The sequence below is a fragment of the Knoellia locipacati genome (genome assembly GCF_044791685.1).
GTDB lineage: Bacteria > Actinomycetota > Actinomycetes > Actinomycetales > Dermatophilaceae > Knoellia > Knoellia locipacati_A.
Genome location: NZ_CP087730.1, coordinates 1805748 through 1826522, shown reverse-complemented (window position 1 = coordinate 1826522; position 20775 = coordinate 1805748). Strand labels below are relative to the sequence as shown.

The window sequence follows — 20775 nt, the reverse complement described above, 5'->3', positions numbered from 1 at the left end:
TGCGATGCGAGCCGCCGTCAGAACGGGATGACGTCTGGCTGGGGTTCGCGCGGCGGGATGTCGAGCAGGACCGTGGCCCAAGGGTTGTCGGGATGGTGGTCGACACACATCGCGAGGGGTTCGGTCATCGCGTCGGGCCGTCGAGTCCGCCGTCGACCCCGGGCTGCGCCGGCGAGGAGCTCGGTGAGGTCCTCGTCGAGGAGGCTGAGGTCGATGTGGTGGGTGCGCCGCGCTGTCCCGGTGGACACGGCAGGCGCGGTCCCGTTGGCAGGCGCGCTCGACCGCACGGTGTTGGCACACGGCGCGGCATCGGCGGAGGCCGGGGCATAGGCGGAGGCGGCGGGCGAGGCGGTTGAGGTGCTGCCGAGGTGGAGGTGGTCGACGGCCGAGGTGGTGTGACTCCGGCCGGAGGGGTCGGTCCAGACCACCGTGCCGTCGGGGCGCAGGCGCACGGTCCAGCCGTCGCGCTGCTTGATTCGGTGGTGCCGGCGGCAGAGTGCCATGAGGTTGCTGGGGTCGGTCGGGCCGGTGGGCCACGGGCGCACGTGGTCGAGGTCGCACTGCCGGGCGGGGGTCGAGCAGCCCGGGAACCGGCAGCCGCCGTCTCGGAGGCGGACGAAGCGGGCCATGGCCGCCGGGATCCGGTAGGTCGTGGCGGGACTCGTGGCCGTGGCCGGCGTGGTGCGGCTGGTGTCGCGACCGGTGGCGAGCCCGGCGGGGACGTGACCGCCGAGGAGCGCGCCCGTCACGGGGTGGCAGGTCAACGCGCCCGCGGTGGTCGCGCCCTCGAGCCACCGTGCGGGCACGAACGTGGTGCCGGGAGCGCCGAGCCCACCGACCTCGCACCAGCCGCTCGCGCCGTTCGTCCCGCTCACGCCGTTCGTCCCGTTCGTCCCGTTCGTGCCGTCCCTGCCGTCGGCGTCAGCGGCCGCGGTCGGGACCGCAGGGGCGGCGTCCTGACCGGAGGGGTCGGTGGCGGGCCGGGTGGCGTGGAGGACGACTCGCACGTCGCTGTGCTCGAGGATGAGCTGGGTCATGGCGTCCGCGCGGGCCTGGGTGAGGGAGTCGGCGTGGCCGTCGCGGACGAGCTGACGGGCGCGTTCGGTGACCGCGCTCCACGCGAGCCGCGACTTCTCGACCTCGAGCTCGGCACGCCACTGGTCGGTGCCGTGCTCGCCGGTGACGCGGGTGAGACCGCGCCGCTCGCGGGCCTTCTCGGCGTCGTCAGCGACGGCCTCGGGGAACAGACGGGCGACGGTCCGGGCCACGAACCGGCGCAGTGGGCCGACGGTGAGCCCACCCCAGTGCTCGCGCACGGCGTCGACGACCTCGGCCGCCTCGGCGGCGTCGAGGAGGTCGGTCTCCTCGGTGACGACCGCGGCGCGACGCTCGTCGAGCTCGCCTTCGGCCATCGCGTCGACCACGGCCGGCGTGCGGCTCATCTGGCGGATCGCGTCGGCGACCCTGTTGGTCGCCACGTGCACCGAGACCCCCAGCCGCGGCGCCGCGAGCTCGGGAGCGTCGAGGCGCTGGTGGCCGATCCCGTGGTGCACCTCGGCCTCGGTGCCATCCTCCTGCCGCGTCGGCTCGAGTGCGGAGAGGTGCGCCAGGGCGACGGCCTGCCGGGCCGAGGCGGCGTCCTTGTCGCGCTGCGCGTCCTCGATGACGTCGAGGAGCTCCTCGGTGGTGAGGGTGGCAGCGGACCCCAGCAGCGCGGCATACCGGCCCTCACGGGCGGCTGCGTCGCTGCTGGTGTCCATGCACCCACACTACCCGAACAGGTGTTCGAATACAAGTGCGCACGGCACGAATTCGGTTCTGCTGCAGGCGAACACACACAGGCCAAACAGCTGGCGACCGCATCTGGTCGTCCTCGGTGGGCATCAGCCGATGACGACGAGCGAGTAGCCGCCGACGTCCTGGAGCTCAGGGTCCACGTGGGCGAACCGCAGCAGGTGGGCTGCGGCCTTGTCGCCCGCCACCGCGCGAGCGAGGTCCCCGGCGTCCAGGCCCTGCAGGTCCCACAGGCGCATCAGGCCGTCGATGAGCGCAGAGCCGGCATCGGAGTCGAGGACGACGCCGATCCGCTCGTAGGCGTTCGGGCCCAGCTCCTCGATGATCCTGCGTGCGCCGCCCACCGTGGCGAACGGGTGCTGCTCGCCGCCACGACCGTGGAAACGGTCGAGCACGAGTTCGTGCTCGACGGCGAGCTCCCACACGCGCGCACTGTCGGCGACCAGCCACCCGCCCTCGACCATGAACATCGTGAGCAGGTGCCGTCCGACTCCGGTGTCCACGCCGAGCCGGAAGGCGCGAGCGCTCGGGGCCCGAAGCCTCGTCACGGGACCGAACTCCGACTTCGCCGTGCCGAGCACACCTCGCAGCAGCGGGAGGACGGCGGCGCCGCCGTGCACGAGCTCCAGGGTGCCGCCTTTCGTGACGGCCGCCCCCAGCGTGAGGAGGAGGTCCTTGGCGCTCGTCGTCCCGGCGAGGATCGTGAGGTTGCGCTGACCGACGTGCCGGTCGTTGTTCGCGTCGAGGACCCCGCTCCAGGGGTCGAGCGGGCAGCTCACCGTCGCCATGAGGCACTCGTGCCCCGTGAGTTCGGGCGGGATGTCCCAGGTCTGGTCGAGCTCGACCACGGCCATGGCACCGGGACGCGTGCGGTCCTCGAGGTGCACCATCGCGCCACCGATCGGCACCGGCTGGTACGCCGGGTTCGAGGGGTCCCCGCCGAAGAAGCCCGGGTTCACCGCCCACGCGCGGACGTGGACGCCCATCGCCGGAAGCAGCCCGAGGTTCCAGATCCGGACGAAGACCCGGTAGCGGCGACCGGCGGTCGGGCTCGCCACGAGCATGCTCGTGTCGTAGGGGCCGGTCCAGCTGGCGTCGATGAGCCCGATGTCCGGTGACTCCCAGCACGGCACGGGCGGCCAGGTCGGCCTCGCCCCGCGGTCACCGGGGCTGTGGGCCCGGATGAGGAGGTAGGGGTAGACGTCCTCGCGTCGCGGTCGGTGCTCGCCGCCGCCGATCTCCTTGATGAGGGACTCGGCATCGTCCTTCGCGCTCCCCGGCGTCCAACCCTGCCCGAGCTCACCCGAAGGCGGGTCGACGTGCCCGAAGGACCCCGGCGGGTCGCTCCCCCGCTGGACCTCGTCCTCCTTGAGCGTGAGGACCGGGTGCTCGTCGTGACGACGTCTCCTGCTGCGCGGCATGGTCATCCCCTCCCTTCGCGGAGCTGGTCGCGCCACCGGGGGTCGGTGACGGGGTCGTGGTCGTGCCGCTCGAGGCAGGTCGGGGGACCGTCACCGGGCAGGTAGTGGACCGCCAGGTCCTGGGTCTCGACGTACCAGAGGCCGGGCTGCGAGGGCAGGTCGTGGTCCGCGTGGAACAACTGCGGCGAGGTGCACGGCTGCGGGTAGGAGTAGTCCTCCCCGAACGCCGGGTTGATGTCGGGACGGCACGTCTCCTTGCCCCGGTCCCAGTCCCAGCAGCGCCAGGCGTAGCCGCGGTCGCCGTCGAGGTTGAAGTCCGGGACGTCGAACTGGGACTGACCGGACTTCGCCACCATCCGGCCGACGAGGTAGAGCCCGTAGTCGACCGGACCGCCGAGGTGCTCGTCGGAGGGGAGGTGGGCGTCGAGGGCGGCCAGCGTCTCGGCCGGCGACGCCGCCTTCTCCAGCGACGTCCGGGCGCCATCGTCACCGACCAACCCTGAAAGCAGGATGGTCGAGCGCGAGCCCACGACGTAGGGACCGGCATGGGTCTCCGCACCCTCCTGGGCCACACCCGCGCCGGCCTGGTTGGTGAGCGGGTAGCGCCACGGAGCGACCCACTCCGACGGCTTGAACTCCTCGTTCGCCGCGTCGCCGCGGTAGCGGAGCGCGCTCGTGAGTCCCAGCGCTCCTGCGAGGTCGGGTCGGCCGATGGCGCTCGGCAGGTCGCGGACGATGCCACGGGGGTAGGCGCGGTCCAGCCCTCGCGGGTGGGAGGAGGTGAGCCGCCCGGAAGGCTCCGTGACCGCGCTGGGAGCGGACGGCATACCCAGGGGGTTGTCGAGGGCGGACGCGATGTCGTAGGTACCGGCCTTGCCCAGGGTCGTCAGGCCGGTGTTGATCTCGGCCGGCTTGGGCATCGCGAAGCCCGACATGACGAGCGAGCGGCGGGCGAGGAGGTAGGTGTTCCAGAGCGGGACGATGACGGCCCAGTAGATGACGGCGCGCGCCGGGAACGTCGTGATGTCGACGATGAGCCCGGGCAGGACCGTGAGCAGCCAGACGACGACCTGCGCGATGTAGACGATCCACGCGAAGAGCGCGAGCAGCAGGTCGAGGAGCGTGAACGAGTCGTCGTCGTCCACGTCGGCGCCGCGGCTCGGGTCGTCGTCGATGCCGGAGCCACCACCTCCTGGTGGCGTCGGGAAGGAGTGGTCGGTGAAGACCGACGGTGGCGGTGGGAGGCGCAGGCTGATCGCGTCCGAGCTCGTCATCTTGAGGTAGCGGTAGACGATCTCCCACATCTGCGCCATCGCGTCCTCGTTCGGCCGCCCGTCCGGGTCACCGGTCGCCGGGTCGGTCGCCGAGAACGGCGGGTCCTGGAGCAGGATGTGCGGCCCCTCGGACCCGTAGACCGACGACATCGCGTCGAGCAGCCCCTCGACGAGGTGGCTGGGGAGCGGGCCCGTCTCGAGGTCGAAGAAGGTGCGCCGGTGCGACGTGGCCGTCGGCCCGTCTCCGTTGTCGTATGCCGGAAAGCCGCTCCAGTAGTCGTATGCCGGCGCGTCGTCGCGGCCGTTGTACGGCGAGTCGTTGCGCTGCCGGAACGCGACGCGGAAGTGCAGCGCCGAGGTGCCGTACTCGCCGTAGAGGGGACCTGGGTGGCGGGCGCCGTAGTTCTCGGAGTCCATGTGGTTCTCGACGAGGTGGTGGCGCTGCCAGTGGTCGCGGTAGGGGCCCCCGGACTTCGCGTTCGTGAACGCGTGCCCGGTGACGTCGGTGGCGCAGTGAGACATCCAGCCGACGGCGAAGGCGATCCGGGCCTCGGCGTCCTGCCGCTCGGCGTCCGAGCCGGCGTTGGCCAGCGCCTGCTGCGCCTGCTGGAAGAGCACGAACGGGAACTGGTAGGTGCGGCGGTAGTGGAACATGTCGGACCAGTAGAACGCGTCGTCACCGAATGCCTGTGGCACACCGGAAGTGAGGATGCCGAACCAGTCACCCATCTCGGCGAGCAGCCCCTTGAACGCGGACAGTATCGAGGAGATCACCTCGTCGAGGACCTGCGCGAGCTGGGTCGACAGGCCACCGGTGAGCTGCGAGGCGAGCTGGGAGTTGTTCGTCGTGATCGGGTCGATCCACTTCTCCCACTTGGAGACGAACTCGCCGTCGATGACCTCCCACACGTCGAGGCACCACTGGACGACCTGGCGGATGACCTGGCCCGTCGTGTTCTTGAAGTCCGGCAGCAGGTAGAAGAGGTCCGGTCCGAGCGAGCCGAGCTCGAGGTAGTTGCGCCAGGTGTGGCAGTGCTCCCCGATGCCCTGGGCGTCGGCCATCGGGATCGGGAAGCCCGACGGGACGGTGCCGTTCCGGAGCCGGGCGGCCGTGTCGTGGGCTGCTTCCATGTGGACGTACCAACCGGGCATGACGGCCTCCTGGGCGACGACGGGCTCTCCAGGGGAGGAGCGATCGCGCGCGCGTCAGATACACCGGCGTCCGGGTGAGGGCGGCCGCCTGCCTTCCAGTCTCCACCCCGGTGGGGCGCTGGCGAGACCGTTGCCGCATGCCGCGGCACGGCTCAGTCGCCTCGTCTCGCGTCGCCCCGGCCCGGCTCGCCTCTGCTCGGACGGGACCCGATCAGGCCCCGATCAGGCCCCGATCAGGCCCCGATCAGGCACCGTCAGGCGGGACCGGGCCGGAGCCACCTGCGTCACGATGGCGGCCCTCGGCGAGGTAGGCCAGTCGCTTGAGCGCCTCGACGTTGCGTGGTCCGATGCCCAGCTGACGGATGGGCTTGGGGACGAGGGCACCCGGGCCACTGTGGGCGTCCTCCTCGATCGTCACCGTGCACGCCTGCGCGCCTCGTTGCCGGATCTCGATGACGACGCGGGCTTCCCCGGCCGGCCAGGCCCGGGCACCGAGCACCAGCCGGATGGGCTCGAGGGACTCCACGACGTGGGTGCTGTCGTCGAGCAGGGCGGGCCAGAGACCGACCGAGTGGTGGATGCGCGTGCCCTCGGCGGGCCAGCCCTCGTCCACCTCCCTGACCCGGGAGGCGCCCACCACCCACATGGCGTACGACCAGCCGTCGCTGAGCACGTCCCACACTGTCTGGGCGGGTGCCTCGACGTCGCGCAGGATCGTGACGACCCCGTCGTGGTGCTGCATGCTCGGCTCCTTCTCGTCGGGACGTGGGTGCGGCGCACGGGGCGCCGGCGCCTTGCCCATTGTGGCCACCCCTGGGTGGTCGTGCTCCACCCGCAGGGAGGTGGAGGCGTGCCAGACTCGTCCAGGTGGGGAGCACCTCGGGAGACTTCCAGCTGACGACCGACGAGCTGCGCTCGGTCACCCGGTATGCCGTCGCCTGCGCCGAACCGGTGCTCGTGCTCTTCCGGCGGGCTCGTCCCGACGACCCGCGTCCTGCGGCGGCGCTCGACGCCGCCCGCGTGTTCGCCGGCGGCGCTGCGCGCTCCAGCCTCCAGAGGACCGCCGCGACCGAGGCCCACCGGGCTGCGAAGGACGCGCACGACGACGCCGCGGGCGACGCCGCGAGCGCGGCCGCCGCCGCGGGGCACGCGGCGACGGCCGCGGGCGACGCCGCCGCCGCGGCATACCTGCATCCGATCGCCACGGCGACCCAGGTGCGGCACATTCTCGGGGCCGCCGCGCACGCGGCGCGCGCGGCCGAGCTCTCACGCGGCGACGACCCGGTGGTTGCCGAGTACGTCCTCCACGCGGCGGCGAAGCGCGCGACCCCGGAGCTGCTCGGCGTGCTGTCGCGATATCCACGGGCACCGCAGGGGCGCAGCCGCGTCAGCGTCCTCATGACCCGGCTCGACAGCCTGCTGCGCGATCCCCCTCCCACGCCTCGCGTCGTCGACGACCCGGGTCCGTTCTTCCACGGGACTCGGGCGGACCTGCGCCCGGGCGACCTGCTCACGCCGGGGTGGGACACGAACTACGGGTCTGGCAAAAGGGCCGGCCACATCTACCTCACGGCCACCCGGGACGGCGCGCCACTGGCCGCCGCGCTCGCCCGCGGCGAGGGACCGGGACGGGTCTACCGCGTCGAGCCGCTGGGCACCATCGAGGACGACCCCAACGTCACGGACAAGCGCTTCCCCGGCAACCCGACCCGGTCCTACCGCACGACCGAGCCGCTTCGTGTGGTCGAGGAAATCGTCGGTCTGACCTTTCCGCCCGAAGAGACGGTGCGGCACATGCGCGCACGCGTGGCCGAGCTCGCCGAGCTCGGCATCGAGGCGATGGACGACTGAGGAGCGGCCGCACGCAAGGATGTGACCATGCGCAACCCCCTCGACAGCCGCTACATGGACCTCGTCCGGCTCCTGCGGCGCTACGGCCGGTCCGACCTCGTCTCCGGAGCCCAGCTCGACGAGTTCGCGGCGGACGACGCCGACGCGGACGACCCGGTCACCGGCGACCAGTCCACCGCCGAGCGGTTCGCGGCCGACCTCGAGCGGATGGGCCCCACCTTCATCAAGCTGGGACAGCTGCTCTCGACCCGCTTCGACCTGCTCCCTCCTGCCTACACGACGGCGCTGACCCGGCTCCAGGACGACGTCGAGCCCATCCCCTTCGCGGAGGCTCGCGAGGTGGTGGAGGCCGAGCTCGGTGCCACGATCGGCGAGCGGTTCAGCGACTTCTCGATGGACCCGCTGGCCTCGGCCTCGATCGGGCAGGTCCATGCCGCGACGCTCCGCAACGGCCACGAGGTCGTCGTCAAGGTCCAGCGGCCGGGAATCCGCGAGACGGTGCGCGAGGACATGGAGGTGCTCGCCCGGCTGGCGACGGTCGCCGACGCCCGCACGGAGGCCGGTCGCAGGTTCGGGTTCGGGCAGCTGCTCACCCAGTTCCGCCGGTCGCTGGCCGGTGAGCTCGACTACCGGCGTGAGGCCAAGAACCTCGTGACGTTCGGCGAGCTCACGGCCGACTACGAGCACCTCGTCGTGCCGCAGCCCGTCATGGAGTACACGACGAGCAACCTCCTCGTCATGGACCGCATCGAGGGTCGCAAGATCACCGACATCGGTCGCTTCGGGCTCACCGACATCGACGCCCGCCCCATCGTCGAGGAGCTCTTCCGGGCCTACCTGCGGATGATCCTCGACCAGGGCGTCCTGCACGCGGACCCGCACCCGGGCAACCTCCTCCTCACCGACGACGGACGACTCGCGCTGCTCGACCTCGGGATGACCGCCTCCGTCTCCCCGCGCCTGCAGGACGAGGTCGTCAAGCTCCTGCTGTCGATCAGCGACGGCGACGGTGAGGAGACGGCGGTGATCCTCGCGGCGATGGGCCACCCGGTCGAGGGCTACGACGCCGCCGCCTTCCGCGACGACGTGAGCCACCTCGTGTCGGAGGCCGTGGCCAGCGGGGCGGACCTCGAGGTCGGCACGACCCTCGTGGGCCTGAGCCGTCTCTCCGGCATCCACGGCCTCCGCCCCCCGGCCGAGATGTCGATGATCGGCAAGGCGATGCTCAACCTCGACCAGGCGACGTCGCACCTGGACCCGACGTTCGCCCCGGCCCAGTGCATCCGTGACAACGTCAGCGAGATCTTCGCCTCGGGCCTCAAGACCTCGCCCGGAGGGCTGCTCTCGGCGGCGATCGAGGCCAAGGACTTCACCGCCCAACTGCCCCGGCGAGCCAACCGGATCCTCGACGCCATGGCCGACGGCGAGTTCCGGTTGCGCGTCGACGCCATCGACGAGCAGCGCCTCCACCTCGTCCTCCAGCGGGTCGCGAACCGCCTCACCCTGGGCCTCGTCATCGCCGCCACCCTCATCGGCGCGGCGTTCATGATGCGGGTGCCCTCGTCCTGGACCGTGCTCGGCTACCCGGGGATCGCCATCCTCTTCTTCCTCCTCGCCGCCGTCGCCGGCATCGCCCTCGCCGTCTGGATCATCACGACCGACCGCAAGGTCGCCCGGGCCGATCTCCACCGGCACGGCCCGTCGCGCTGAGGAGCGCCGGCTCCCCGCGGCGGCTGACCGCTCCAACCTCAGTGAGACCACGGACGACACCGCATGGCGCTGGTGCAACGGTGAGGCGTGCGGATTGAGATCACCCTCGACGCGTCACGCCCTCCGGCGGGCAGCGTCGCCGTCATCGGAGGGGCGGCGGCGACGCCGTTCCTGGGGTGGCTCGACCTCCTCGCCACTCTCGGCGCGCTCGTGGGCGCGTCGGGAGACGAAGAGGACGAGCTCGCTGCGGGAGCGCAGGCCGAGCTTGGCGAGGACGTGTGACACATGGGTCTCGACGGTGCGCCGCGACACGAACAGGACCTCGGCGACCTCGGGGTTCGACAGTCCCGTGGCCACCTGCCGGGCGACGGTCTCCTCGGTACGCGTGAGAGCGGCCCAGCCCGTGGTCGGCCGGGGCACGACGCGGTGGCCCTTGAGCCGTATGCCGGCCGCTGCCAGTCGCGCTCGCGCCTCCGCCACCTCGTGGTCGGCACCGACCTCCTGGTAGGAGCGCAACGCGGACAGGCCGGTGACGGTGCCCTCCTCGACCCGGCCGTCCCGGGCGAGGGCAGCCGCGGCGAGCTCGGCGGCCTGGGCGTGGGCCATGCGGCGTGGCGTCGTCGCCAGCCCGTTCGCGCCCGCCAGCAGCTCGTCGGTCTCGCCGCGAGCGAGGCCACGGACGACCGAGGCGGTCGCACCGAGGTGGACGACGTCGGGGTTGCCGTCTGCCACCGCCGTCACCACGTCGACGACGTGTGTCACCCGGTCGTGGTGACCGGCCTCGACGGCGAGCACCACCAACGGCACGCTGAGCAGGACGCAGTCCATGACCATCTCGCGCGCGACGCAGCGCTCCCAGCCGCGCCAGAGGACCTCGAGAGCACCGCGCCGGTCGCCGCGGGAGAGGGCGTGCGCGCCGACCGGTCCGTAGACCCACGCCAGCCCTCGGCCCAGCCCGGAGATCGCGTCGAGGTCCCCGAGCCGCTGGACCCAGGGGTCGGCGGCGTCCGGTCCGTCACGGTGCAGGGCCACCCAGGCGCGGGTGCCCAGCACGGGTGCCTCGCTGTGCAGGTCGAGCCGGCCACGGAGCGAGTCGCGCGCCTCGAGGTCGGCCTCGACGTCGCTGAGGTGGCCGGTGAGGGCCCGGGCCCGCGAGCCGAGCTGGAAGGCGGTGAAGACACCGGGTGGGTAGCCCAGCCGCTCGGCGAGCCTGCGTCCGCGCTCGAACAACCCGATGCTCTCGACCGGCCGGTCGAGGTCGGCGAGGAGCGTGGCGGCCATCTGGTGCGGGAACGCCTCGACCGCCGCCACGGTCTGCCGGCCGTCGGCCAGGGACACGGCCTCGCTGAGCACGGAGTGGGCGAGGTCCAGCTCGCCCCGGCAGGCGGCGACGTGACCGCGCAGGATCATGGCGAAGATCTGGGCATCGACGTTGCCCGCCGCCTTCGCGGCGTCCTCGGCCTCCCGGGCGCGGGCGACGGCCTGCGCGGTCTCACCGAGCAGCAGACGCGGCCACCCCGAGAAGGCGAGGTGCGCGGCACGCTCTGCCGCGGACAGCCGGGGGCTCTGCGCGGCACTGTCCGCCTCGGCCTGGGCACCCACGGGGTCGCCGAGGAAGAGCAGGGCGTGGCACAGGGTCGTGCGCAGTGCCCCTTCGAGCGCCGCGGGCACGCGCCGCTCCAGGGCTCCACGAGCGAGCTCGGCCGCTTCGGCGCTGCGCCCCGCGCTCACGACGGCGCGCGCGATGCCGGACACGGCCCGCACGTGGCTGGAGTCCTCGGGACCGACGGCCTCCACCACGTGGCGCCACAGCTCGACGGCGGTGTCGGACGAGATCGACCGCACCCGGTCGGCCAGCTCGAGCGTCCATGGCACCAGCTCGGCAGAGGAGGGCGCACGCAGGAGGTGCTCTGCCACCGACACCGGCGGTGCACCCACCGCGTCGAGTCGCCGAGCGATCTCCGTGTGCAGCTCACCCCGGATCGTCGCCGGGACGTCCGCGATGAGCACCTCCTGGATGAGGGCGTGGCGGAAGGTCAGCATCCGCTCGCCGTCCTCGTCGAGGACACCGGCGGTCATCACCTCGTTGAGGACCGGCATGAGCTCGGTCATCGGCTGGGCGGCGATGAGCCGGAGGTCCGCGATGGGGAACCGGACGCCGAGCACGGCGGCGAGGACGAGCAGGTGACGGGCCGGCGCCGAGAGCGACCCGAGGTGGTTCATGATCATCAGGGCCAGCGACGGCTGCCTGGCCGGCATGGCGCCGAGTCGCGCCGAGCCGTCCGCGTCCACCGTCAGGGAGCCCTCGCGCTGGATCACGCCGAGCATCTCGAGGAGGAACAGCGGGTTGCCGCCGGCAGCGTCGAGCTGGTGCAGGACGACGTCGTCCACGCGTGCCCGGGTGACCGCCTCCACGAGGGCGGCACACTCCTGCGGCCCCAGGGGACCGAGGTCGATGGTGGTGAGGTGCTGGCGCGCATCGGCCTCCACGAGGATGTGGTCGACGTCCGGCGACGCCGGCAGGGGGCGACGGGAGCACACGACGACGACCGGCTGCTGGTGCAGCGTCCGACTCAGCCGGGTGAGCGCCGCCAGCGAGCCCGGGTCCGCCCACTGGAGGTCCTCGAGGACGAGGACGAGCGGCTCACGCGTCGCCAGCACGTCGACGAGGTCGAGGACCTGTTCCCCGATCTCGACGTCCGAGCGGGCGACGTTCGGCGCGGTGCCCTGCCGACCCCTTTCGACGAGGCCGGCCACCCGCGTGCTCACGCGCGTGTCCCGGGAGGCGAGCGCGTCGAGAAGCAGTCCGTAGGGACGCCGCTGGTCCATGGCGTCGGCCGTGGCGTGCAGCACCGACCCGGAGCCCGTGTCGGCCCTGGCGACGGCGGACGCGATGAGCGCGGACTTGCCGATTCCCGGCTCCCCCTGCACGAGCACGAAGCGCCCGTCGGTCGGTCGGGTGAGCGCCTCGACCAGGGTGCGCAGCTCGGCGTCTCGTCCGACGAACGGGCGCTCGGCTCCCGGACCGTGCACGGCACGCGCCATCGGAACCCTTCGTCCGGTCTGGGGAGCACCGGTGCGGGACGACGCTGTCGGAGCAGCTGATGCCGCAAACCGTGCCCAGGATGTCCCAACGTAGCGCCGACGAGGGTCGGCCCGAGGGCGATTGGCCGAGTCCGGCCGAGCTGCTGCCCTACGTCCCCCGCCTCGTCGCGACCTGGCTGGAGGCGACCCCGGACCTGAGGCACCGGACGCTGGACGCCTCGATGCTCTTCGCGGACATCTCCGGTTTCACCGCTCTGACCGAGCGACTGGCCCGGCTCGGGGCCGTGGGTGCGGAGCAGATGAGCGACACCCTCGACTGCACGTTCGGCGAGCTCCTGACCGCCGCACGCGCCGAGGGTGCCGACCTGCTCAAGTGGGGAGGAGACGCCGTGATCCTCCTCTTCGAGGACGAGGACCACGCGGTGCGCGCCGCGCGCACGGCCCACCGGATGCGCGCAGTGCTGCGTGACCTCGTGCGCCGGGGGGCGCTGCCGGTCCGGGTCGACCTCCGCATGTCGATCGGCGTCCACACCGGGGCCTTCGACGTCTTCCTCGTCGGCGACCCCTCGAGCCACCGCGAGCTGCTCGTGGCCGGCGGAGCCTCGGACCAGCTCGTCGAGCTCGAGCGCCTCGCGGATGCCGGACAGATCGCGGTCAGCGCAGCCACCGCGGCCCTCCTGCCCGCCACCTCACGGGGCCCAGCCCTGGAGGGGACGACGACGCCGGGCGGCCGGCTGCTGCGCTCCTCGCCTCACCCGCCGTCCACCCGCGACCCGTCCACTGTCGCCGCCACTCCCCGTCCTCCCGACGCCACCCGTCCCCCCGACGCCACCCGTCCCCCCGACGCCACCACCCCCACCTCCCGATCCGGGTCAGCGGGCACCGACGTCTCCGTGGCGATCCCGCCGAGGATCCGGGCCCACCTCGTCAGCGCCCGAGGAGAGTCCGAGCACCGCTCCGTCGCCGTGGCCTTCGTCGAGTTCTCCGGGGTCGGCGGCCTGCTGACCGAGCATGGCCCCACGGCCCTGACGGACGCCCTCGACGAGGCGGTGCGAACCGTCCAGGGCGCATGCCTGGCCCACGACGTGACCTTCTTCGAGACCGACGTGGCGCAGGACGGCATACGGTTCCTGCTCACGGCCGGTGCGCCACGCAGCGCCGGGGAGGACAGCGAAAGGTTGCTGCGCACGGCCCGCGACGTGGTCGACGCCGTGGGCGTGCTCCCGGCCCGCGTCGGGGTGAACCGCGGGTCGGTCTTCGCCGGCGACTTCGGCCCGGACTTCCGCCGCACCTACTCCGTCAAGGGCGATGCGGTGAACCTCGCCGCGCGGCTCATGGCGCGGGCCGCGCCGGGCGAGGTCCTCGCCACCGAGGAGGTCGTCTCCCGCTCACGGATCCAGGTGCGCACGGAGCCGCTCGCGCCGTTCACGGCCAAGGGCAAGAAGAACCCGGTGCACGCGCTGCGTGTCCTCGGCCTGGCGGAGGGCCACGCCGCCGTGGCGACGGAGGCGCCCTTCACCGGGCGCGAGGAGGAGCTGGGCCGGCTCCGCGCGGCCGTCGAGGCCGCGACGCGCGGGGTCGGTTCGGTCGTCGACCTGTCCGGGCCGCCGGGGATCGGCAAGTCGCGGCTGGTCGCCGAGCTCGCCCCGCTGCCCGCCGGTCTCGTCCTCCTCGAGGCCGACTGCAGCGACTACGACTCCAGCACGTCGTACGTCGCGTTCCGCACGATGCTTCGCGACCTGCTCGGGGTGCGCGCGCAGGATCCCGGCGACCTCGTCCTCGAGCGGCTGGCCCGACGCGTGCGCGACGACTCCCCCGACCTCGTGCCGTGGCTGCCCCTTCTCGGCCCCGTCCTGTCGATCGAGCTGCCCTCGACCGCGGAGACCCGTGACCTCGACCCGCGCTTCCGGCGGCACCGGCTCGAGGAGGTCACCCTCGCCCTGCTCACGTCCACCCTCCCCACGCCGACGGTCCTCGTGCTCGAGGACGCGCACCTCGCGGACGAGGCCTCGGCATCGCTGCTCACGCGGCTCGTCGAGGCGGCACCGGACCGGCCGTGGTGCGTCGTCGTCACCCGCCGAGACCTCGACGGCACCTCCGAGGCCGGGCCCGGCGCCGACCTCGCCCGGGCGCTCGCGGCCGCCGGCGAGCGTCCCGGCAACGTCCGCATCGCCCTGGGCCCGCTGCCCGACGACGCGGCCGTCGACCTCGTCGAGGCCATCACCGGCGAGGCGTCGCTGGGCCTGCGCGCCGTGGAGGCGATGGCCGAGCGGGGCGCGGGCAACCCGCTCTTCCTCACCTCCCTCGCCGCCATGGCCCGACGGGGGTCCGACGGCGCCGTGCTCCCCGCCTCGGTCGAGGGGGTCTACGTCCACGAGCTCGACCGGCTCGAGCCGCGAGCGCGCACCCTCTTGAGGTATGCCGCGGTGCTGGGTGCCCGCTTCGACCCCCGCCTCCTCGAGTCCCTCGTCCCACGCACCCTCGCCGCCGGCGCGGTCGAGGAGCTGGTCGACTTCGTCGAGGCGCTCGAGGACGGGACGGTGCAGTTCCGGCACGCGCTCATGCGCGACGTCGCCTACGACGGGCTTCCCTTCCGACTGCGTCGCACGATGCACGCGCAGGTGGGTGTGCTCCTCGCGCAGGGTGGCGGAGGCGATGCCGGTCCGGCGTCCCTGAGCCGCCACTTCCACGCCGCCGGGATGCACAAGGAGACGTGGACACACTCCCTCGCCGCGGGCGAGAACGCCGCCGCCGCGTACGCGTACGGCGAGGCGGCCGACTTCTTCGGGCGTGCGCTCGACTCCGCCGCGCACCTGCCCGAGCTGGCCCCGGAGACGCGCTCCACGGCATACGTGCGTCTGGGTGAGGCACGCGACATGGCCGGTCGCTCGGTCGAGGCGATCACGGCTTACCGCGCGGCGCGACGGCTGCTGCCGGGGGACCCGGTCGGCCAGGCGCGGCTCATGTACCGCGAGGCGCGGATCGCCCTCCGGCTCGGCAAGCACCCGCAGGCGCTGCGGATGATCACGCGGGCCCTGGGCACGGTCGGGGACAGGCCGGGGGCGTCGGCGGACGCGGTCCGTGCCGAGCTCGCCACGCGCTACGGCTTCTGCCGCCACCTCCAGGGGCGCCCCGACGAGGCGCTGCGGTGGTCGACGCTCGGCGCGCGCTGGGCGGAGGCGAGCGGCGACGTCGAGGTCATCGCCCACGCGTACAACGCGCTCCACCTCGCCCATGGCGCCTCGAGCGTGCCGGAGGACCAGCCCTACGGCCGGCTCGCGCTGGCCGCCTACGAGGGACTCGGCGACCTCGGCGGGCAGGCGCTGTGCACGAACAACCTCGCCATCGACGACTACCGGGCCGGGCGGTGGACCGAGGCGGCGGCGATGTTCGAACGGGCCGCCTCGATCTTCCGGCGGGTCGGCGACGAGGCCAACGAGGGCAACGTCACCTACAACCTCGGCGACGTCCACGTCTCCAGGGGGAGGTTCGAGGAGTCCCTTCCCGTGCTCCGCCGCGCCCTGCGACTCGCTCGTGGGGTCGACGACGAGGAGCTCGTCGCCCTCGCCCTGCGCGAGGGCGCGAGGGCGTATGCCGCGCTCGGCGACACCGAGCGGGCGTGGACGCTCTTCGATGACGCCCGGACCCGGTTCGTCGACCTGCACCTGCCCATCGAGACCGCACTGCTCGACGCCGCGCGGACCGAGGCGCTGCTCGACGCCGATCGGGTCGGCGAGGGGCTGCGGCTGGTCGAGGAGGCCACGCGGAAGGCCGTGGCCGACCGACTGACCGAGGCGCTTCCGCGGTTGCACCGCGTCCACGCCTTCGCCCTCCTGGCAGCGGGCCGGCCGGGCGCGGCCCTCGAGCAGGCCGAGAAGGGCCTGGCGCTCGTCGCGAGCGACGACCACGGCTACGACACAGCGCTGCTGGCCCTGGCTCGGGCCGAGGCGTTGGCGGTCCTGGACCCGGGTGCGCTGGACGAGGTCGAGGCGATGCGCGCCCGCGGACGCGCCGACCTCGATCAGCTCGGGGTGGAGCGGCTGGTCGGCGTCGGGCCTGCTCAGATGCCTCCCCGGACGTCGGTGAGGAAGAGCACGATGAGGTGAAGGTCGCCGGCGCCGTCACGCCGACTCGACCGGTAGTCGGTGCAGTACGTCACCGGGGCGGGGTCGATGACGTCCTTCTCGGCACAGGGCAGTACGGTGTCGAGCTCGCCGAACGCCTGCGTCGACCACAGGGCGGTGAAGGCGCTGACCCCGGCCTTGCCGCATAACGTCTTGTCGCAGATGAGCTCCATCCGTGCCGGGTTCTGCCGGTCGTAGATGTTGACGCCGTCCTGGTCGGTGAGGTCGCCGATCAGCTGGGTCACGAGGCTGCCGGGCTTGCATCCCGCGTCCGCAGGGCACAGGCCGAGCGACAGCGCGACCGACCCTGAGGCACCTTCGGGCAGGAGCACGCGCCCACAGAGGGGGTTGTCGCGGTCGACGACCGCGCACCCCGCACCGTCGGCGCCGGCGGTGCCGTTGAGCAGCGACGGTGCGGTGCCGGGCAGGAAGCTCAGGAACCGGTTGATGTCGAAGGCGTTGCTCGTCCCGGAGATGAGCGAGGAGGCCTTGCCGGCCGAGGCCCGGACGGTGACGCCCGTCGCCTCCTTCGAGTAGGAGACCTCGAACACCGAGAGCGTCGTGTTGCGCGGAATGATGGTGGGGGTCGGCGACGTGAGGACGCCGGGCCCGGAGGCGACGAGGGTGACCGCCTGGTCCTTCGGGTATGCCGCGTCGAGAGTCCCGTTGTCGCCGGCCGTCAGGCGGACGGAGACGAGGAAGGTGTCACCCTTGGCCGCGAGGACCGCCGGGATCGCCGCTCCTGGGGCTCCGGAGATCGGCCCGATGACCGACTCGGGGCTGTAGGCGCTGACGACCATGCCGGTCGGCGTGGGCAGCGGGCCGGCGACGGCCGGCGAGGACACCGCCTGGCCGAGGCCGAGGACGAGGCCGACGACGGCGGCGAAGGTCAGCCCGAGGCGCGACCGGGAGCGCGGCCTGCGGCGTCCGGGCTGGGATGGCCGGGTCGGCCGGGACGGGTGGCGTGCATCTGGCATGACGGCTCCTGGCAAAGGGGGACGGCCGACCGTGCGCGCACGTGGCCGCGACCTCTCCACTGTCCCGGACGCCGACCGGGCGGGCATCCGTGTCCTCACTGAACTTTGGGAGGGAGACGGGGCACGGGTGTCGGGAGGCGAACTTCCGTGAGTTCACCGATGCCAGCGCGGGCGTGGGGTCCGGAGGATGCTGACATGGCCTCGACAGTCGACACCAGCCCGGGCTCGGTCGGCGACGGCGCGATGGGCGGCGGTCCGGGTGCGGGCAGTGTCGCGGTCGGTGCGCCCCTCGTGCGCAGGGGGCGGGTCGCGAGCCGGACCGTGCTCATCGTGGCGTCCTTCGGCGCGCTGCTCGCCTTCCTCGACGCGACCATCGTCAACGTCGCCTTCCCGAGCATCCGGGAGTCCTTCCCCGACGCGTCCATCGGCACGATCTCGTGGGTGCTCAACGCCTACAACATCGTGCTGGCCGCGTTCATGGTCGTGTGCGGCCGCCTGTCGGACCTGCTGGGCCGGCGACGCCTCTACGTCTCGGGGATCGCGCTCTTCACGGCGGCGTCGGCATGGTGCGCGCTCGCAACGTCGGTCGACGTGCTCATCATCGCGCGGCTCGTCCAGGCCCTCGGCGCGGCGATGCTCATCCCGGCGTCCCTCGCCCTCGTCATCGAGGCGTTCCCGGGTGAGCACCGGGCGCACGCCATCGGCCTGTGGGGTGCGGCGGCGGCCGTCGCCGCCGGGCTGGGTCCGCCCATCGGTGGCGCGCTGGTCGAGGCGGGCGGCTGGCGCTGGGCCTTCCTCGTCAACCTCCCCCTGGGCGCCGTGGCCCTCGTGCTCTCGAAGCGGATGCTCGTCGAGAGCCGGGCGCCAGGGCGCCGGACGATGCCGGACCTCATGGGCGCACTGCTCTTCGCGGGTGCGCTCGGACTGTTCACGACCGCGGTCATCAAGGGCAACGACTGGGGCCCGGGCAACCCCCGGCTGTGGGCCGTCGTCGTCGGATGCCTCGTCCTCACCGGAGGCTTCGTCGTCAGCTCGCGCCGCCACCCGTCCCCGCTCATCGACGTGGAGCTGTGGCGCAGTCGTCCGTTCCTCATGTCCAACGTCGTCACGCTCGTCGCCGGCGCCGGGTTCTTCGCCTACCTGCTGACGAACATCCTGTGGCTGCAGTACGTCTGGGGCTATTCGGTTCTCTCGGCCGGGATGGCGCTCGTGCCGGGCGCGCTCACCGCCGCGGTGGTGGCGGGTGCCCTCGGGCCGGTCGCGGCCCGACGCGGCTACCGCGGGGTCATCGTCCTCGGTGCGCTCGTGTGGGTCGCCGCGTTCGTCTGGTACGTCCGCGCGGTGGGGACGGAGCCGGAGTTCCTGCGCGAGTGGCTGCCCGGCCAGGTGCTCAGCGGCATCGGGGTCGGAGCCACGCTGCCGCTGCTCGGCAGCCTCGCGCTCGAGGTCGTGCCCGGTGGTCGCTCGGCCACGGCGTCCGCGATCGTGTCGAGCGTCCGGCAGGTCGGCGGCGTCATCGGCATCGCGCTGCTCGTCGTCATCCTCGGCACGCCCACCCCGCTCAACGCCGTCGAGGTGCTGCGCAACGGGTGGACCTTCAGCATCGTCTGCTTCGTCCTGTGTGCCGTCGCGGCCCTCTTCCTCGGTGGGGTCAGGGCTCCCGAGTCGGCACCGTCGCCGGCCGAAGTGATGGCGGGTGCGGGTGCTGGGTCCTCCGGGCGGGACGACGAGGCCACCGCTCTGGCCGAGTCGGACGCCGCCGTCACGGCTGCTCGCGGATCGCTCTTCTCGCAGCTGCCCGAGGAGACCCGTGCCCGGATCGAGGCCTCCGCGCGGCCCGCGACCTTCCCCGCCGGCTCGTGGATCGTCCGGGAGGGTGACGTCGCGGAGACCCTGTTCGTCCTCACCGCGGGGCGCGCCGAGGTCCTCGTCGGCGAGCAGTCGGTGCGCGAGCTCGGTCCCGGTGCCGTCATCGGCGAGCTCGCCCTGCTCACGGGCGGGCGGCGCTCGGCGTCGGTGCGTGCCCGCCGCGACTGCACCCTCCTCGAGGTGGATCGCGACCTCTTGGGCGAGACCGTGTGGACCGACCAGCGCGCCCTCACCGCCCTCGTCACCGCGCTCGCCCACCAGCTCGCCGAGGCGCGGCCACCCGTCACCGAGGTCATGCGGCCCGGGGTGGTGGCCGTGGTCGCGGCCACCGCCGGCGCCCCGGTCGACGACGTGGCCGAGGCCCTGCGGGCCGCACTCGCCCGACACCTCCGCGTCGCCGTCCTGCGGGGCACGGGCGACGGGCAGCTCGACCGGGTCGAGCGCGACCACGACCGCGTGCTGCTCGTCGCCACGGACCACGGCACCGAATGGGCGTCGGCGTGCCGCCGACAGGCCGACGTCGTGGTGCTCGTGGCGAACTCGGGAGAGCCGGTCACCGTGGAGCCGACCGAGCGGGCCGGGCCCGACGTCGTCCTCGTCGGTCGGCCCCCCACCGACGCCGAGCTCGCTGCGTGGTCGGCCTTCGAGCCGTGGCACGTCACCGTGGCGGCGCGCGACGACCTCCACGCCGGGCTCGCCAGGCTCGGTGCTCGGCTGGCCGGGCGCTCGCTGGGCCTCGTGCTGTCCGGCGGTGGTGCGCGGTCCTTGTCGCACGTCGGTGTCCTCCTCGAGCTCGAGGAGGCCGGGCTCCACGTCGACCGCCTCGCAGGCGCGAGCTTCGGCGCCATCATCGCCGGTGGCTACGCCCTGGGCCTGGGCGCGAGCGACCTCGAGGCGGTGGTCTACGAGGAGATGGTGCGACGCAAGCCGTTCAGCGACTACACCGTCCCCCGGGTCGCCCTGGCGCGCGGGAAGCGCACGGACGAGGCACTGGACCGCATCTTCGGCTCCCAGCAGATCGAGCTCCTCCCGCGCCAGTTCCGCTGTGTCAGTGTCGACCTGCTCACCCGCAGCCAGGTCGTCTTCCGCAACGGGTCCCTGCGTGACGCCGTCCGCGCGTCGTCCCGCCTGCCCGGACTCTTCCCGCCGATCCCCACGGCCGACCAGCTCCTGGTCGACGGCGGGGTGCTCGACAACACGCCCGTCGACGTCCTGACCGAGCGCGACGAGGGGCCACTGGTCGTCGTCAACGTGACGATGGGTGCTCGACCGCACCGACCGGTCTCCCCCGGTGCCGACGGAACCCAGCCCGCCAGGCCGCCCCGGGCCATCCGCATCCCGATGCTCGGTGAGACCTTGCTGCGCACGATGATGATCGGCAGCTCCGACTACTCGGCCGCGGCCGGATCAGGCATCCACGTCATCGCCCCGCCCTCGAAGGGTGTCGGGCTCCTCGAGTTCCACCAGCTCGACCAGATGATCGAGTCCGGTCGCGAGTCGGCACGAGAGCTCCTCGACCGCACCGGCGGCGACCTCCACGGCGCCTCGCGGGTCTGAC

At 73.0% G+C, this 20775-nt stretch carries 10 protein-coding genes and 1 pseudogene; 5 read left to right on the top strand and 6 right to left on the bottom strand.

The features are described 5' to 3' along the window. Window positions 1-17: 17 nt before the first annotated feature. From LL946_RS08450 to LL946_RS08435, 4 genes are all read right to left on the bottom strand, one after another. Window positions 18-1760: a DUF222 domain-containing protein gene (locus LL946_RS08450; protein ID WP_404386587.1), complete on the bottom strand. Its 1743-nt coding sequence runs from the start codon at window positions 1758-1760 to the stop codon at window positions 18-20. A gap of 123 nt (window positions 1761-1883) precedes the next feature. Next, window positions 1884-3215: a hypothetical protein gene (locus LL946_RS08445; protein WP_404386586.1), complete on the bottom strand. Its 1332-nt coding sequence runs from the start codon at window positions 3213-3215 to the stop codon at window positions 1884-1886. 2 nt (window positions 3216-3217) lie between these two features. Continuing rightward, a complete protein-coding gene (locus LL946_RS08440) occupies window positions 3218-5641 on the bottom strand; it encodes a zinc dependent phospholipase C family protein (RefSeq protein ID WP_404386585.1) in 2424 nt (807 codons plus the stop codon). A 244-nt stretch (window positions 5642-5885) separates the two neighbouring features. After that, the gene (locus tag LL946_RS08435) at window positions 5886-6383 is read right to left on the bottom strand and encodes an SRPBCC family protein (RefSeq protein WP_404386584.1); all 498 of its coding nucleotides are present in this window, start codon (window positions 6381-6383) and stop codon (window positions 5886-5888) included. Window positions 6384-6406: 23 nt separating this feature from the next. On the opposite strand from LL946_RS08435, the pseudogene LL946_RS08430 reads away from it, so the two are divergent. The 3 genes and pseudogenes from LL946_RS08430 to LL946_RS08420 all read left to right on the top strand — a co-directional run. Further along, a pseudogene (locus LL946_RS08430) lies at window positions 6407-6874 on the top strand (putative immunity protein); the annotation flags it as partial. A gap of 165 nt (window positions 6875-7039) precedes the next feature. Beyond that, window positions 7040-7492: an NAD(+)--rifampin ADP-ribosyltransferase gene (gene arr / locus LL946_RS08425; protein WP_404386837.1), complete on the top strand. Its 453-nt coding sequence runs from the start codon at window positions 7040-7042 to the stop codon at window positions 7490-7492. A gap of 27 nt (window positions 7493-7519) precedes the next feature. After that, entirely contained in the window at window positions 7520-9202 is a 1683-nt protein-coding gene (locus LL946_RS08420) for an ABC1 kinase family protein (RefSeq protein ID WP_404386583.1), read from the top strand. A 114-nt stretch (window positions 9203-9316) separates the two neighbouring features. Here LL946_RS08420 and LL946_RS08415 read toward each other — a convergent pair whose 3' ends face one another. Then, the gene (locus LL946_RS08415) at window positions 9317-12247 is read right to left on the bottom strand and encodes an ATP-binding protein (RefSeq protein WP_404386582.1); all 2931 of its coding nucleotides are present in this window, start codon (window positions 12245-12247) and stop codon (window positions 9317-9319) included. Window positions 12248-12327: 80 nt separating this feature from the next. On the opposite strand from LL946_RS08415, the gene LL946_RS08410 reads away from it, so the two are divergent. After that, window positions 12328-16353 (top strand): tetratricopeptide repeat protein, encoded by a 4026-nt coding sequence (locus tag LL946_RS08410; protein WP_404386581.1) that lies wholly within the window; start codon window positions 12328-12330, stop codon window positions 16351-16353. Here the strand turns inward: LL946_RS08410 and LL946_RS08405 are convergent. Beyond that, window positions 16308-17348, bottom strand: coding sequence for a hypothetical protein (locus LL946_RS08405; RefSeq protein ID WP_404386580.1), 1041 nt, complete (start codon window positions 17346-17348; stop codon window positions 16308-16310). The genes LL946_RS08410 and LL946_RS08405 overlap by 46 nt on opposite strands. A 195-nt stretch (window positions 17349-17543) precedes the next feature. Between LL946_RS08405 and LL946_RS08400 the strand changes: the two genes are divergently transcribed. Beyond that, window positions 17544-20774 carry an MDR family MFS transporter/patatin-like phospholipase family protein gene (locus LL946_RS08400; protein ID WP_404386579.1) on the top strand — a complete coding sequence of 1077 codons (3231 nt, stop codon included), beginning with the start codon at window positions 17544-17546 and terminating at the stop codon, window positions 20772-20774. The last annotated feature ends 1 nt before the right edge of the window (window position 20775 follow it).